This is a genomic window from Salinispora sp. CH2A1_6 (assembly GCF_056820975.1).
Genome location: NZ_JBXEDG010000003.1, coordinates 159994 through 174529, shown reverse-complemented (window position 1 = coordinate 174529; position 14536 = coordinate 159994). Strand labels below are relative to the sequence as shown.

General features: G+C 69.8%; 14 protein-coding genes and 1 pseudogene. 7 read left to right on the top strand and 8 right to left on the bottom strand.

The window, feature by feature from the left end; genetic code table 11:
• Positions 1-7: 7 nt before the first annotated feature.
• A complete protein-coding gene (locus AC1UKG_RS05590; RefSeq protein WP_482642043.1) occupies positions 8-1393 on the bottom strand; it encodes an FGGY family carbohydrate kinase in 1386 nt (461 codons plus the stop codon).
• A gap of 224 nt (positions 1394-1617) precedes the next feature.
• Here AC1UKG_RS05590 and AC1UKG_RS05585 point away from each other — a divergent pair, with 224 nt between their 5' ends.
• On the top strand, positions 1618-3519 hold the full coding sequence (locus AC1UKG_RS05585) for an anthranilate synthase family protein (RefSeq protein ID WP_482642042.1): 1902 nt from the start codon (positions 1618-1620) through the stop codon (positions 3517-3519).
• Positions 3520-3587: 68 nt separating this feature from the next.
• A pseudogene (locus AC1UKG_RS05580) lies at positions 3588-3899 on the top strand (glycosyltransferase); the annotation flags it as partial.
• A gap of 8 nt (positions 3900-3907) precedes the next feature.
• On the opposite strand, the gene AC1UKG_RS05575 reads toward AC1UKG_RS05580, so the two are convergent.
• The 4 genes from AC1UKG_RS05575 to AC1UKG_RS05560 form a co-directional block, all read right to left on the bottom strand.
• Positions 3908-5302, bottom strand: a complete 1395-nt coding sequence (locus tag AC1UKG_RS05575; protein WP_482642041.1) for an MFS transporter — start codon at positions 5300-5302, stop codon at positions 3908-3910.
• Between the two features lie 169 nt (positions 5303-5471).
• Positions 5472-5861, bottom strand: coding sequence for a hypothetical protein (locus tag AC1UKG_RS05570; RefSeq protein WP_482642040.1), 390 nt, complete (start codon positions 5859-5861; stop codon positions 5472-5474).
• Between the two features lie 34 nt (positions 5862-5895).
• The gene (locus tag AC1UKG_RS05565) at positions 5896-6528 is read right to left on the bottom strand and encodes a TetR/AcrR family transcriptional regulator (RefSeq protein ID WP_482642075.1); all 633 of its coding nucleotides are present in this window, start codon (positions 6526-6528) and stop codon (positions 5896-5898) included.
• Between the two features lie 44 nt (positions 6529-6572).
• The gene (locus tag AC1UKG_RS05560) at positions 6573-7901 is read right to left on the bottom strand and encodes an MFS transporter (protein WP_482642039.1); all 1329 of its coding nucleotides are present in this window, start codon (positions 7899-7901) and stop codon (positions 6573-6575) included.
• A gap of 350 nt (positions 7902-8251) precedes the next feature.
• Between AC1UKG_RS05560 and AC1UKG_RS05555 the strand changes: the two genes are divergently transcribed.
• The gene (locus tag AC1UKG_RS05555) at positions 8252-9229 is read left to right on the top strand and encodes an alpha/beta hydrolase family protein (RefSeq protein WP_482643190.1); all 978 of its coding nucleotides are present in this window, start codon (positions 8252-8254) and stop codon (positions 9227-9229) included.
• 10 nt (positions 9230-9239) lie between these two features.
• On the opposite strand, the gene AC1UKG_RS05550 is transcribed toward AC1UKG_RS05555, so the two are convergent.
• Together AC1UKG_RS05550 and AC1UKG_RS05545 are read right to left on the bottom strand one after the other, a co-directional pair.
• Positions 9240-9941, bottom strand: a complete 702-nt coding sequence (locus AC1UKG_RS05550) for a 2'-5' RNA ligase family protein (protein WP_482642747.1) — start codon at positions 9939-9941, stop codon at positions 9240-9242.
• Positions 9938-10747, bottom strand: coding sequence for a haloacid dehalogenase-like hydrolase (locus tag AC1UKG_RS05545; protein WP_018814160.1), 810 nt, complete (start codon positions 10745-10747; stop codon positions 9938-9940). The genes AC1UKG_RS05550 and AC1UKG_RS05545 overlap by 4 nt, the downstream gene beginning before the upstream one ends.
• 107 nt (positions 10748-10854) lie before the next feature.
• Between AC1UKG_RS05545 and AC1UKG_RS05540 the strand changes: the two genes are divergently transcribed.
• From AC1UKG_RS05540 to AC1UKG_RS05525, 4 genes are all read left to right on the top strand, one after another.
• Entirely contained in the window at positions 10855-11856 is a 1002-nt protein-coding gene (locus tag AC1UKG_RS05540; RefSeq protein WP_029124427.1) for a 2-hydroxyacid dehydrogenase, read from the top strand.
• Between the two features lie 43 nt (positions 11857-11899).
• On the top strand, positions 11900-12805 hold the full coding sequence (locus AC1UKG_RS05535) for a haloalkane dehalogenase (RefSeq protein WP_018745407.1): 906 nt from the start codon (positions 11900-11902) through the stop codon (positions 12803-12805).
• 192 nt (positions 12806-12997) lie between these two features.
• A complete protein-coding gene (locus tag AC1UKG_RS05530; RefSeq protein ID WP_018745408.1) occupies positions 12998-13429 on the top strand; it encodes a hypothetical protein in 432 nt (143 codons plus the stop codon).
• Positions 13430-13475: 46 nt separating this feature from the next.
• The gene (locus AC1UKG_RS05525; protein WP_018745409.1) at positions 13476-13745 is read left to right on the top strand and encodes a hypothetical protein; all 270 of its coding nucleotides are present in this window, start codon (positions 13476-13478) and stop codon (positions 13743-13745) included.
• A 37-nt stretch (positions 13746-13782) separates the two neighbouring features.
• Here AC1UKG_RS05525 and AC1UKG_RS05520 read toward each other — a convergent pair whose 3' ends face one another.
• On the bottom strand, positions 13783-14484 hold the full coding sequence (locus tag AC1UKG_RS05520; RefSeq protein ID WP_482643189.1) for an HAD family hydrolase: 702 nt from the start codon (positions 14482-14484) through the stop codon (positions 13783-13785).
• Between the last annotated feature and the right edge of the window lie 52 nt (positions 14485-14536).

Below are 14536 nucleotides of genomic sequence, written 5' to 3'. Positions count from 1 at the left end.
GCGGAAGTCAGGAAGGAACGGTCGACTCGCCGGTCCGGTCCAGGTCGGCGACTCCGGCGGCGTCGCCGATCCGACCAAGGGCCACCAGCGCCGCGCCGGTCGCGCCGATCTCCGGGTTCCGCTGATGCCAGACCGACCGGGGAGCGAGGGCCACGGCAAAGGCCCGACGCCACCACTCGGACGCCGCCATCGCCCCGCCGCCCAGGACCACCTCGACCGGCCGCGAGCCCAGCTCCGACTCCAGAGCGGCCAGGTCCACCGCGACCAGCTCACTCAGGCCCCGCATCAGGCCGGCCAGAATCTCCACGGCGGTGGTGCCGAAGCCGAGCCCGGCCAACGCACCGGAACCCGCCGGAGCCAGTCCGGGCGGCCGATCGCCCCCGAAACAGACGTCCGCCGCCGGACCCCCGCCGACGACGGGCACCCGGGCCAGGGCCGCGTCCAGCTCGGCCCGGTCAGGGAGCCGCAGCTCCCGGTTGGCCCAGGCGAAGAGGTTGCCGCCGGCGGAGTAGGCCTTCCCGGTGACGATATGCCGCTGGTCAACCCGGTAGCGCCAGAGGCCCGGTGCCAGCCGGGGCAGCGGCTCCCCCGGCGCGACGGCCCGCACCACCCGGAACGCCGCCGAGGTACCCACCGTCACCGCCGCCCGTCCTGGATCAACGCAGCCCGAGCCGACATTCGACGCGGCCCCGTCCCCGATCGGGGCCGTCCACCGCGCCCCGGCCAGCGGCGGCCAGCGGCGGGCGTACTCCGCGCGCAGCCGGCCGTGCCAGCCCACCGGCGCCAACTCCGGCAACTCGCGCGGGCCGATGCCGGCCAGCGCACACGCCTCCGGGTCCCAGTCCATCGTGCCCAGGTCGAGCAGGCCGGTGCCGGACGCCTGCGACACCGACATCGGGACCGGGCCCAGCAGCACGCCGAGGACGTACTCGGCCAGCCCGGCGAAGCGGGTGGCGTGGCCACCGAGTCGCGCCCGCAGCCACGGCAGCCGGACCGACCAGTAACAGCGATGCCACCAGGTACCGGTGCGCTGGTGGAAAGCCCCCGGGTCGACCGGGCCGGGCTGCCCTGGTGCCGGTGCCGGCCGGGTGTCCAGCCAGGTGAGCACCGGGCCGATCGGGGCACCGTCAGCCTCGAGCGCGACCACCGAGTGCCACTGCGCGGAGATCGCCACCAGTTCGACGCCGTCCAGGTGCCCGCCGGCGGCCAACTCGTCCAGGCACTGCCCCAGGCCGGCGAGGTAGCCCTGCGCGTCCAGCGTGCCGGCGCCGTCCCCGCCGACGGCGAGGCCCACCCGCCGCCGGGCCAACGCCCCGGGCAGCAGCCGGGCTGCCTCGTCGAGCACCAGGCCACGCACCGAGGAGGTGCCCAGATCCAGCGCGAGTGTGGTCATCGTCGGTCACGCTATCCGGACCAGCGGGGTGAGGCTCTCGCTTCCGCTCTCGATGACAACGCGTTAGGGTGGTACTCATGCTCGCGCACCTTCACCGCTGGTGGCCCGCCGACCCGGCGGCCACACTCCGCGCGTAGCTTCACGCGGCCGCCCGTCGAGGCGGCCGTCGGTCTCTGACCGGCACCGGACCGCCCAACGGGTGGCACCGGAACCGAGGAGACCCGATGACCCACCCTTCCCCGCTACTCGCCGCCATCGCGGCCGGCACCGACCCCGGCCCGTTCGCGCTCGTCCGTCGCGAGGGCGCCGACCACCTCGACCTCTACACCGGGTCGGTACGGGTGGTCGAACGACTCGCCGACATCCCGCTGCCGACCGGGGCGACGGGACCGGCCACCCTCGCGCTGGTGCCCTACCGGCAGGTGGCCGAACGGGGCTTCGACTGCGTCGACGATGGCGCCCCACTGGAGTGCCTGGTGATCGACCGGCACGAAGAGATCGACCTCCCGGTGGCGCTCGCGGCGCTGCCGGACGCCGCGGTGGTGACCCGGAACGCGGGCTTCGACAGCTCCGACGAGGAGTACGCGGCCACCGTTGACCGGGTCCTGGCCGACGAGATCGGGCAGGGCGCAGGTGCCAACTTCGTCATCCACCGCACCCTGCACGCCACCGTGCAGGGTGCACCGCTGCGGGCGGCGCTGGCGGCGCTGCGCTCGCTGTTACTACGCGAACGTGGCGCCTACTGGACGTTCGTCGTGCACACCGGCACCCGGACACTGGTGGGGGCGAGCCCGGAGCGGCACGTCAGCGTGGACGACGGGCTGGTCCTGATGAACCCGATCAGCGGCACCTTCCGCCACACCGGCGCCGCTGCCGACCGGGCTGACCTACTGCGCTTCCTCGCCGACCCGAAGGAGGTCGAGGAGCTGTACATGGTCCTCGACGAGGAGTTGAAAATGATGGCCTCCGTGGCCGAGCGGGGAGGCCAGGTGGTCGGCCCGTACCTGAAGGAGATGTCCCACCTCGCCCACACCGAGTACCTGCTGGCGGGGCGGGGCTCGAAGGACGTCCGCGACGTGCTGCGGGAGACGATGTTCGCCCCCACGGTGACCGGCAGCCCGATGGAGAACGCGTGCCGGGTCATCGCGCGACACGAGCGCACCGGGCGCGGCTACTACGCGGGCGTGCTGGCGCTGCTCGGTCGGGACGAGAGCGGCCGGCAGACCCTCGACGCCCCGATCCTGATCCGTACCGCCGAGCTCTCCCCCACCGGTGAGCTGCGGGTGTCGGTCGGGGCGACCCTGGTCCGCCACTCGGTCGCCGCCGGGGAGGTCGCGGAGACCCACGCCAAGGCCGCCGCGGTGCTCGCCGCGCTGGGCCTCGGCCCGCAGGCGCCCGCGGCAGCCACAGGGGCGGCGCCCCGGCTCGCCGACGACCCGGAGGTACGCGCGGCGCTGGCCGCCCGCAACGCGCCGCTGGCCCGGTTCTGGCTGGACCAACGGCCGGAGGACACCCCCGGCCGTCCCGGGCTCACCGGCCGCCGGGCATTGATCGTGGACGGGGAGGACACCTTCACCGGCATGCTCGCCCACCAGCTACGCGCGCTCGGCCTCAGCGTTACCGTGCGGCCGTGGGACGCGCCCGGCCCGCGGGACGAATACGACCTGGTGGTGGTCGGCCCCGGGCCCGGCGACCCGGCGGAGCTGACCCAGCCGAAGATGGCGGCGCTGCGCCGGCTGCTCACCGAACTCCTCACCACCGGCCAGCCAACCCTCACGGTCTGCCTCGGCCACCAGCTCCTCTGCGGGCTGCTCGGGCTGCCCCTACACCGACGGGACGCCCCGTACCAGGGGCTGCAGCGGGAGGTGGAAATCTTCGGCGTCCAGCGGCGAGTGGGCTTCTACTCGACCTTCACCGCCCAAGCGGACACGGACCGCCTACCCACCCCGTACGGCTCGGTGGAGGTTGCTCGGGACGACACGAGCGGCGCGGTACACGCGCTGCGCGGAGCCACCGTGGCCGGGGTGCAGTTCCACCCCGAGTCGGTGCTCAGCCCGGACGGCGTGGATCTCCTCGCCGAACTGTTGGGCGACCTGCTTCCCGCGGCGAGCCGCCAGTGCGTCTAGCAACGAAAACGGCGGCGGGAACCCCACGCGGGTTAACCAACGTACGAACGGGAAGTCCACCGCGCGTTCTGCCCTACAACGAGGAGGCGACCACCGGGGCGATCGTCTCGACGATCCGCGAAGACCTGATGGAGCAGGTTCCCCTCGTGGATGAGCTGGTTGTGGTCGATTCCCGGTCCACCGACCGCACCGCGGAGGTGGCCCGGGCCGCCGGCGCGGAGGTGGTCAGCCAGGACGAGATCACCCAGGGCCTGCCCCGGCTGGCCGGCAAGGGCGACGCGCTCTGGGCCAGCCTGGCCGCCACTGACGGTAACCTCGTCGCCTTCGTCGATGCTGACCTGCGCGAATTCCGGCCGCACGTCGTCCGTGGTCTGCTCGGTCGGGTGGGTCAGGGGATCCGGACCAGCAGCAGTGCGGCCACGGCGCTACCAGCCGCGACTCCCAGGAGAACGCGCATGATGCCGGTGGCGAGGTTGCCCTGCTCGATCAGCGTGCCGGCTGTCGCGATCGCGATGCCCGAGCCAGCGGAGAGGATCGAGAGCGTGGTCCCGGATGCCTCACCGGCTCGCTCGGCCGGGACCATGGCCTGGGTGCCGAGGTTGGTCAGGGTGAGCCCGGTCCGGTAGCCGAACCCGGCGACAGCCAGACCGATCAGGTACAGCCAGATCTCCCCGCCAAAGGCCACCACGACCAGGCCGACCGCACCGACCAGGGTGGCCGCGGCGATCAACCGACGCACCGCGACCCGTTGGCTGAGCCGACCCGCGAACGGACCAGCGATGCCGCCGCTGATCGAGGCGGCGAGGACCGCCAGGCCCGCGACGAACGGCGAGTAGCCCCGTACCTGTTGCAGGTGGATTGTGGTGGCGAAGATCGTGACCACGAAGGCGATGTTGGCGACCAGCCCCATCAGGGTCACCGCCACGAACCTGGCGTCGTGGAAGAGATCCAGCCGGACCAGTGGACTCTCCGCGGCCCGTTCCCGGAGCACGAACGCGGCCAGCAACACCAGCCCACCGACGGCGAGGGCGGTGGCCACCACCGGCCGCCAGGCGTCCATCCGGTCCGCGGCCACGGTGATCGCGAGGATCCCGAGCACCACCACGACCAGACCCGCCAGGTCAACCGCCCGCGACACCGTCGGGTCCCGCGACTCCGGCAGCCAGGCGACGCTGGCGACGATGGCGACAACGCAGAGCGGCACGTTCACCAGGAGCACGCTGCGCCAGCTGAACCACTCGGTGACCCCGCCGCCGAGCAGCGGCCCCAGCGCCAGCGCCACCGCCCCGATGCCGTAGGCGTTGCCGATCGCTCGCTTCGCCCGCTTCCCCGGGTAGGCCTCGGTGATCACCGCGAAGGCGAGGGGGAAGACGATGCCCGAACCCATCCCCTGCACGGCCCGGAAAGCGATCACGATCGGCGGGTCGGAGCCCAGACCGGCACCGAGCGAAGCCGCCCCGAAGATGAGCAGGCCGACCACCAGCATGCGGCGACGCCCGAGGATGTCGCCGAGCTTGCCACCGGGAAGGAGAAACGCCGCCTGGGCCAGGATGTAGCCGCTGACCACCCAGTGCAGATCGGTGGTGCTCGTCCCCAACTCCGCCGCCATCGTCGGCAAGGCGAGATTCAACGCATAGAAGTCCAGCTGCACGAGGAAGATGCAGGCAGCGGCCGCGAACATGGTCAGCTGACGTCGCGGCCGGTCCGCTTCCCCCGCCGAAGCGTCACCTTGGCCATGGGGCCGGGGCAGACGCGGACGGAACGACACACCGAACCGTACCATTTATACGAAAATGTCTTCCTTATTCCGCAAGTCTGTACGTCACGTACGGCTACCACGACACCGTCACCCTGGACACCCTGCCCTGACTCCGCTCAGGCGGGCAGCGGCCGCACAAGGGCCGGCACCGCCGAATCCGGTGGTGCCGGCCCTCGTGTTCCCACTACCTGGCTCAGGCGACGAAGCTGAGGTAACCCAGAAAAGCGCCGTAGCCAATGAAGGCGGCCCCCAGCACCCGAAGCCCCTGTGCTGACCCACGCCCCTGTTCCGCGGGTCGGAGCACCAGTTGGGGGATCCAGTAGTAGCTGATACCGCGCAGGGTGAAGAAGACTCCCAGCAGGGTCACCAGCACCTCCGGCACGCCACGCCACTCGAAGTGGGTGACCAGTACGCCGAAGCCGACGAGGAGGTGCACCATGCCGGAGATGTTCACCGCCATCAGATCCGACCGGTCAGCCCGCTGGGTGAGTCGCAGATAGAACTGGGTGGCCACGATAAACGCGACTCCGGAGGTCAACAGATACAGCGAGAGGATTCTTCCGAGCGTCTGGGTCAGGTCCATGTTCGCCGCCTCAGGGGGTGTGAGTAACAATCGATCAGGTGCGGAAGATCCCGTCGCCGAGTAGCTCCGACGCAACGCGCCCGTAGGTTGACTCCACCGCTGCCGCACCATCGAGGTTGGTCAGGTCGACGCCGAGCAGCCGCTGCACGTGTTCGTGGAGCGCGAGTGCACCCAGGGACCAGATCGCGAGAAGCGCCGCCCGTTCGTAGGGGTGATCCGTCGACCGGACCAGGCCCGACGCGACTCCTTCGGCGAGGTAGCCGACCGCGTCATTGACCATCTCGTCAACCAACGCGGCCGTGTGCGGGGAGCCGTCGGCCAGCGCCCGGGCCAGGTATCGCAGCAGCGGCGGCCCATCGCGCAGGTCACGCAGCTCCGCCGGGTCGATTCTGCCGGCCCGCATCACCTGCTGCTTGTGCTCCCGCACGAAGGCCGCGACATGTTTGTCGCAGGCCACCCGCAGCCCATCCTTCGTACCGAAGTAGTGAATGATCAGTGATGGGTGGACGTCGGCTGCCGCCGCTATGGCACGGACCCCGGTGGCCGCCACTCCCTGATCGGCGAAGAGCGTGATTGCGGCAGCAAGGATGCGACTCTTCGTGGAGGACCTGTCGCCTCTCGGCGGCGATTCATCGGACACACCAGACACACTAAACGAACGTTCGATTAATGTCTAGCGATAACAATGATCACCATGATCATTTCCGCTACTCACGCCGACTGGGGCCATCGAGTGTGGTTGACGTCGATCCGCACGCGGTGGGTGTGCACCCACGCCACTCCATTCCACTCGGCGTCGGCCAGGTGCGCGCGGTCCGCGTCTACGCCATGTCGGTGCCGGAATACTTCGCGAAGGCCAGCGGGCCAGAGCCAGCGGGCGGAGAGTCCCGCCACGAACACCACACCCGCCAGGAGCGCCCATGCCGCGGTCAAGCCGGCCCCCGCGCCAACCCAGCCGACGAGCGGGTAGGTGAGCAGCCAGCAGAGGTGGGACAGGGAGAACTGGGCGGCGAACAACGCCGGCCGGTCGACGGCCGCCGACGAGGCACGCAGCACCCGGTTGACCGTAACGACAATCAGGCCACCGGCGAAGCCGATGAGCGACCAGACACCCATCGCCAACGGCCAGGACGGCACCATCGACAGCAGCAGTGCGCCGAAGAGGGCGAGCAGGGCCGTGCCAGCACCGATGAGCAGCACACCCCGATCCCTGCGTCGGCGCAGCAGCAGCGGCGCGCCGAGCGCCGCCGCGACGCTGCCGAAGCCGGAGCCGGCGAGCAGAAGTGGCACCTGCGCTTCGGTGGCGTCAAGCAGATCACGCACCACGTTGACCGTGCTGACCAGGGTGACGGCGCCGGAGCCGGCGACCACCATGTTCAGCGCCAGCACCGCCCGCAACCGCGGCGTGCCCACGAACATCCGCATCCCCGCGAAAAGGCGCTCGGCGAACCGGACCCGGCTGCTACGTTGCGCCCTGGGCACCGCTGCCGCGCTGACCAACAACGCGGATACGAGAAATCCCACCGCCGTCCCCACAAACAAGTCTGTGAACCTGAGAACGAGCAGCAACGCGGCGGCGATTACCGGGCTGGCGATATTCTCCAGGGCGACCACAAGTTGCGATGCGGAGAGCGCCTTCGTGTAGTCCTCCTCATCCGGAATGACATCCGGGAGCACGGACTGGAAGGTGGGCGTGAAAGTGGCCGACGCGGCCTGCAGTACCGCGATGAGCAGATAGATCTGCCAGATCGCCTCGACCCACGGCAGCAGCAGGACGACGCCGCACCGGACCAGGTCGGCGCCCACCATCACCGCGCCCCGCGGCACCCGGTCCAGCACCGCTCCCACCAGCGGCGACACACACACGTAGGCGACCATCTTGATCGCCAGCGCGGTGCCGAGGACCGCCCCGGCCCGCGCGCCCGCGAGGTCGTAGGCGAGCAGTCCGAGTGCCACCGTCGCCAGGCCGCTGCCGACGAGTGCGACTATCTGGGCAGTGAAGAGCCATCGATAGGCTGGATTGCACAGCAGTTCACGCACAATGCATCTGCCGCCTTCCTGAATCTCCTCGCCGAGGAGATTACCGACCGAGTTTGAATGCGACAATGCTGCTGTTGCCAGATTGGTGCAACGAATAATCTGACGTAACTGCGTGTCGACGCGACTGCCGTCACGATGTCGTTTCAGGGAACCGGCCCACCCACCGCCACCGGCGACACCCGCGACGGCGACGCCGAGGTCTCGTCCGCCCCGCCGCTGCGGGAAGGCCCTGGTGTTGACGAAACGGAACACTGATCCGTATAGTTGCGGAACAACGCTCCGCTTTCTGCCCGGGGGGCCAGCCCGCGCGGGCAGCCGAGACGAGTTATCCAACGAGAGGACCAGACGAGATGAGTGAGCCGACCCAGCCTGCCCACACGTTCGGTGTCACCCCCACCCCTGTCCTGTCCGTCAGTCCAGTGGTGCTGCCTGCTCCCGGCCGGGCCGTGGATTTGCAGGTACGCGTCTCCGCGCCCACGACCGGAGGCGAGCTACCGATCCTCCTCCTCTCACACGGGCACGGCCCCTCGCACCATCTGTCCTCACTGAATGGCTACGCCCCGCTCGCGAACTACTGGGCGGCGCACGGCTTCGTCGTCATCCAGCCCACCCACCTCAACTCGAGAACGCTGAACCTGAGCCCAGGTGATCCCGAGGCCCCCCTGTACTGGCGGTCGCGGGGTGAGGACATGAAACGCGTCCTCGACCAGCTCGACCAAATCGAGGCCGCGATCGGGCAGCTACCCGGGCGCCTGGACCGGGACCGCGTCGCCGTGGCCGGACACTCGATGGGCGGACACACCGCGAGCCTGCTGCTGGGCGCACGGCTGACCGACCCGCGCGACGGAACGGAGGTGGACCTCTCCGAGCCCCGGATCAAGGCGGGTGTGCTGCTCGCCGCGCCCGGCCGGGGAGGCGACGCCCTCACCGACTTCACCCGCGACAACTACTCCTTCTTCGCCACCACCGACTTCTCCACGATGACGACACCCGCGCTCGTGGTCGCCGGCGACCACGACACCTCCGCCCACCTGACGGTCCTGGGCCCGCAATGGCACACCGACCCCTACTTCCTCGCCCCCGGCCCCAAGTCCCTGCTCACTCTCTTCGGTGCGGAGCATGGGCTCGGCGGCGTCGCCGGATACGACGTGGCCGAGACCACGGACGAGAGCCCCGCGCGGGTCGCCGCCGTCCAGCGGCTCACCGAGGCCTACCTCCGCTCGACCCTCTATCCCGGGGTACCAGCCTGGCAGGAGGCACAGGACGAACTGACCGGCGGGCCCAACCCGGTCGGCCGGGTCGAGTCCAAGTCAACGCTCGCACGGTAGCCTCGGCGCGCTATCCTGGCGCCGCCAGCGGGACGGCCGCGATCTGCTGCCAGAGGTAGGTGTGGCCGTCCCGACGCAGCTCGACCAGGCTGACGGTCTCGACCTGGACGGTTACCGACGGAATCGACCGCGCGGTCGCCACCTGCGCGATGACCGGTTTCGCGACAGTGGGTCGACGGTTGTAGGCGATGCTGACGTGTGGATCGAAGGTCGCGGGGTGGTCAGGTACGGCCTCGGCTCCTCGCACGTGCGCGGTCGCGGCGACCACGGCCTGCCGGAGAAGGTGGAACGGCCGGTGCGGACCCACGTTCAGAAAGACGGAGTTCGCCGATCCGGTGAGGGGGCCGACAGTCGCGGTGAAAGGCCGGATGGACGCACACCGCTCGCCGGCCGCGGCGGCCACCGCGAGCGCCTGCGAGCTGGTGATCTCGTCGGTGAAGGAGACCCGTTGCACGGTCAGGTGCAGACTCGCGACGGGAACCAGATCCAGGGTTTCCAGGTGCCCCAGCCGGGCCTGACAGCGCGCGGCGAGTCGCTGGACCGCCGGGCGCTCGTCAAACCGGACAATCCAGTGGTAGGACCGTCGGCCCGCCTTCCAGCCGGGCCGCTCCCAGTGGTTGACGAGCCGGTCCAGCTGTCGATAGCGGCGCCAGTCCGACCGGATGTACTCGTACTCGTCCGGGCGATCCTCCGCGCCCTCACCCGGTCTCATCGGTGGGCCTCCCCGGGCCGCTCGCGCCGCGCCGCGAGTACCGCACCTACCACGGCGCTGGTATCTCGGAGGTCGGGAAGAACCGCGTCGGCTCCGCTGGCGGCCAGGGAATCGACACCGTACTCGCCGGTGGCCACCCCCACCGTGAACACGCCGCTGGAGCGGCCAGCCCTGATGTCACGTGGGGTGTCCCCGATCAACACCGTGGGGGCCGGCGGGAATGGGATCCCGTACTTCGCCGTGGCCTTCCTTCGCGCGACCGGCACCAGGTCGGCACGCACCTCCGTGTCCGAGCCGTACGCGCCCACCTCGTAGTCGAGGGCGCCGGCCAACCCGAATACGGAAACCTTGATCTGGGCGTTGTGCCGAGTGTTTCCCGTCAGCACGGACTGGACGACATCACCCCGCCCAGCCAACGCCGCGATGGCCGCCCGTGCCCCCACCTTGGCGTGTCCACGTTCCGCCAACCGCGACGTGAGCGATGCGAAGACCCTGTTCATTACGTCAACCGCCTGTTCCAGCACGTCCGGGGTGGCGTCGATGCCGTGCTGTCGCAGCACGAGCCGCAGGACCGCGGGATCGGTCCTGCCCGCGGGAACAATCGGGTGCTCCGGGTGCCGGCCGGTCAGCCGGGCGAAGGTCAACGCGTACGCCTCCTTGCTCACCCCACCGTTGTCGATCAGGGTGCCGTCGATGTCCCAGAGCACCAGCAGCGGGCTGGCGACACCGGGCGCCCCGCGAGCAGGCTCCCGTCCGGTGTGGTCACCGTGCTCGACGGCGGGCGCTCGCTCACCCCTGGCTGTCACATAAGTCGTTGTAACACCTGGCCTAGTACAGTGCGGTAAATCCTATTCCGTAACCCGCCGTAAGCGGCCAACCAGGCAAGTCGTACGGTGGTCAGCGGAGGTTCCACATGCGCGTATCGGTATTTAGCACGAAACCATACGATCGGGAGTTCCTGTCGGCGGCCAACTCGGCCGGCGACCACGAACTGGAATTCCTCGAACCCCGGCTGACCCCGCAGACCGCCAAGCTCGCCAGCGGCGCAGCGGCAGTCTGCGCGTTCGTCAACGACGACCTCGGCACCGAGGTGCTGGAGCGGCTGGCCGCCGACGGCGTCCGACTGATCGCGCTCCGCTCCGCCGGCTTCAACCACGTGGACCTGGCCACCGCCCGCCGGCTCGGCCTCACCGTGGTCCGGGTGCCGGAGTACTCCCCGTACGCGGTGGCCGAGCACACGGTTGCCCTGATCCTCGCCCTCAATCGCAAGGTCTACCGGGCCTACAACCGGGTCCGGGAGCACAACTTCGCGCTCACCGGACTACTCGGCTTCGACCTGCACGGCCGGACCGTCGGCGTCGTCGGCACCGGAAAGATCGGGTTCTGTGTGGCCCGTATCCTGTCCGGGTTCGGCTGCCGGGTCATCGCCAGCGACCCGTACCCGGATGACGCGGTGGCCGCGGCCGGGATCGAGTACGTGCCGCTGCCGCGCCTGCTGAGCGACTCGGACGTGATCACCCTGCACTGCCCGCTGACCCCGGACACCGAGCACCTGATCAATCCCGAACGGATCGCCCAGATGCGCCGGGGGGCAATGCTGATCAATACCAGCCGTGGGGCGCTGGTGGACACCCGGGCGGTGATTGACGGGCTCAAGAACGGCCAGATCGGCTATCTCGGTCTCGACGTGTACGAGGAGGAGACCGACCTGTTCTTCGAGGACCTCTCCGACCGGGTCCTTGATGACGACGACTTCTCCCGACTCAACACCTTTCCCAACGTGTTGATCACCGGCCACCAGGCCTTCTTCACCGAGGACGCGATGCGCAACATCGCCGCCACCACGATCAACAGCCTCAGCACCATCGAGCGGGAGGGCGCGGACGCCGTCTCCCAGTCGGCCCGGGTCCGCTGAGCGCGCTAACCGCACACCGGCACCCTGTGCGATATTGACTGGCATGTCTGCACTGCGTACTCCGGACAGCCGGTTCAGCAACCTGCCCGATTTCCCCTACGAGCCCCACTACGTCGACCTGGACGGCCTGCGGATGGCCTACGTCACGGCCGGCCCGGCGGATGGGCAACCGGTGCTGCTGTTGCACGGGGAACCCAGCTGGTCATTCCTGTATCGGAAGGTCATCCCGGTGCTCGCCGAGGCCGGGCTGCGGGCCATTGCACCGGATCTCATCGGCTTCGGCCGGTCCGACAAACCGGCCGAGCACAGCGAGCACAGCTATGCCCGACACGTCGAGTGGATCCGCAGCTTCGCCTTCGACAAGTTGGACCTGACCGGAGTGACGCTGGTCGGGCAGGACTGGGGCGGCCTGATCGGGCTCCGCCTGGTCGCCGAGCACCCGGACCGTTTCGCCCGGGTTGTCGCTGCCAACACCGGGCTTCCCACCGGTGACCAGCCGATGCCGGAGATCTGGTGGCAGTTCCGGCGGATGGTCGAGACGGCCCCCGAGCTGACGGTGTCCCGGCTGGTGCAGTCGGGCTGCCAGAGTGAGCTGACCGAGGCGGAGCTGGCGGCCTACGACGCGCCGTTCCCGGACGAGTCCTACCTCGCCGGTGCCCGCACCATGCCCACCCTGGTGCCGACCGCACCCGACGATCCGGCCAGCACCGCCAACCGCGCCGCCTGGACCCAACTCTCCCGTTGGGAGCGCCCGTTCCTGGTGGCGTTCAGCGACCAGGATCCGATCACCGGGGGGATGGCGCCGGTGTTGCGCCGCACCGTGCCGGGGGCTGCCGGACTCGACCACCCGGTGATCAAGGGAGCCGGGCACTTCCTCCAGGAGGACGCGGGAGAGCAGCTCGGCAACGTGATCGCGGAGTTCGTTCGGTCCGCCTCGACCGCATCCTAGCCGGGCCCCATCTCATCGAGTGAGCGAACAGTTACCCAGCGCGCGCCAGGTGGACTAGCCTTACCTGCGCGTTCGCCAGCGACGTCGACACGCCTCGGCCAACCCTGCCCGCCCGATCGGCCGGTTTTCCAGCGAACCCACACCGCTGCGTCGCTGATTGGGCAGGATCGTCCGCAACAAGGAGGTGCCGTTGTGCAGGACACCCGCGCTGTCGCCCTGACCGTCAAGGTGAGCGGCCTGCCACCGGTCAAAGCCGAAGCGCTGTCCATCTTCGCCGCCGGGCATCGGCAGGCGACGAGGGTCCGCGCCCTACTCCAAGCGGCCTGTGCGGCGGCTCAGCAGACCGGCTGGACCCCACTGTCCGGGCCGATCGAGGTGGACCTCGTGCTGCGCTGCCCGCCGGGGCACCGCACATCCGACGCCAGCACGCTGCTTGGCGGGGTATGTGCGGTGCTCCAGGACAAGAAGCGGGTGGCCAGCATCGGTCTGGCCCACCTCGGCGTCCTGGTGGACGTCGCACTCTACGACGATGACCGGCAGATCAGAGCAATGACGTACCGGGAGGAACCCGCGGAGGACTACTCGTACGAGGTGCGGGTCGCCGCCGTGCCGGCCGCGGTGTAACCGACGCCGACGGCGGGGTACCCGGTCGCCGAGAAAGGGAGCGCCGATGTCAGAGCCACACGTCACGCTGGAGCCCCGGGACCCCGTGCAGAAGAAGCTGCGTGGCCCGCTGGAGGAGCAGCTGACCTCGGCGCTTCAGGCCGCCACCGACCGGGTCCGGGAAAGCTACGCCGGCGAGCCGGTCGAGCAGGTCTGCCAGCGGCTGCTGGACGAGACCCGTGCCGGTCTGCACCCAGACATCGCGGCCGGGTTCCAGCCCGACATGGACGAGTTCTGTCGGGTGGCGGTGGCTATCGTCCGCGGCACGGACACGTGAACGCTCTTGGGCGTCAGATGTCGCTTGGCGCTCCGCATCAGAAGTGGTGCAGCAGGTCGGGGAAGGCGGTGAGGTGCAGCACCGCCGCGTCGTCGTGGTCCAGGGCGTCGTGCTCCAACACCCAGGTGTTCTCGTTCGGAACGTAGACGGCGTTCATCCCCGCCGCGCGGGCCGGCAGAATGTCTGACTTCGGCGAATTCCCGATCATCCAGGCACGAGACGGCGTGAAATCGTGCTCGTTGGCCAGCCACCGGTAGGTGGTCACGTCCTTCTCCGGCACGATGTGCGCGGCCCGGGAATGGTGCAGCAGATCCGAGGCGTCCAGCTTCCGCTGCTGCTCCTCCCGGTCGCCCTTGGTGAGCAGAAACAGCTCGTGCCGGCCGGCCAACTCGTCCAACGCCGCAGCCACCCCCGGCATCAGCTCGACCCGGTGCTCGACCAGGGCGACGGCCAGCTCCTCGATTCCCCGCCGCTCGGCGGGCGTGGCCGGCCGCTCCCGCAGCCGCTCGAAACACTCACCGAGACTACGCAGAAAGACCTTGCTGCCGTAGCCGTGCGCGACGGCGTTGGCCTGCTCGATGTCGTCGAGGATCGTACGGATCTCGGTGCGCTCCAACGTCGGGTGCGCCACCCAGGTCAGAAAGTCCTCGATGACCCGCTCGAAGACGATGTTGTTCTCCCAGAGCGTGTCGTCGGCATCGAAGATCAGCACCTGCCCGTGTCGGCGTGCACCTGCCATGTCGCCCTCCCGTCAACAGTCGGCGCCACCGTAGCGGCCCCCACCGACCCGG

What these genes read in the sequence shown, in the direction of transcription:
- AC1UKG_RS05535 (WP_018745407.1), top strand. Translation starts at nt 11,900, where the DNA reads ATGTCTGCACTGCGTACTCCGGACAGCCGGTTCAGCAACCTGCCCGAT.
- AC1UKG_RS05570 (WP_482642040.1), bottom strand. Translation starts at nt 5,861, where the DNA reads ATGGACCTGACCCAGACGCTCGGAAGAATCCTCTCGCTGTATCTGTTG.
- AC1UKG_RS05550 (WP_482642747.1), bottom strand. Translation starts at nt 9,941, where the DNA reads ATGAGACCGGGTGAGGGCGCGGAGGATCGCCCGGACGAGTACGAGTAC.
- AC1UKG_RS05525 (WP_018745409.1), top strand. Translation starts at nt 13,476, where the DNA reads ATGTCAGAGCCACACGTCACGCTGGAGCCCCGGGACCCCGTGCAGAAG.
- AC1UKG_RS05520 (WP_482643189.1), bottom strand. Translation starts at nt 14,484, where the DNA reads ATGGCAGGTGCACGCCGACACGGGCAGGTGCTGATCTTCGATGCCGAC.
- AC1UKG_RS05555 (WP_482643190.1), top strand. Translation starts at nt 8,252, where the DNA reads ATGAGTGAGCCGACCCAGCCTGCCCACACGTTCGGTGTCACCCCCACC.
- AC1UKG_RS05585 (WP_482642042.1), top strand. Translation starts at nt 1,618, where the DNA reads ATGACCCACCCTTCCCCGCTACTCGCCGCCATCGCGGCCGGCACCGAC.
- AC1UKG_RS05540 (WP_029124427.1), top strand. Translation starts at nt 10,855, where the DNA reads ATGCGCGTATCGGTATTTAGCACGAAACCATACGATCGGGAGTTCCTG.
- AC1UKG_RS05590 (WP_482642043.1), bottom strand. Translation starts at nt 1,393, where the DNA reads ATGACCACACTCGCGCTGGATCTGGGCACCTCCTCGGTGCGTGGCCTG.
- AC1UKG_RS05575 (WP_482642041.1), bottom strand. Translation starts at nt 5,302, where the DNA reads ATGGTACGGTTCGGTGTGTCGTTCCGTCCGCGTCTGCCCCGGCCCCAT.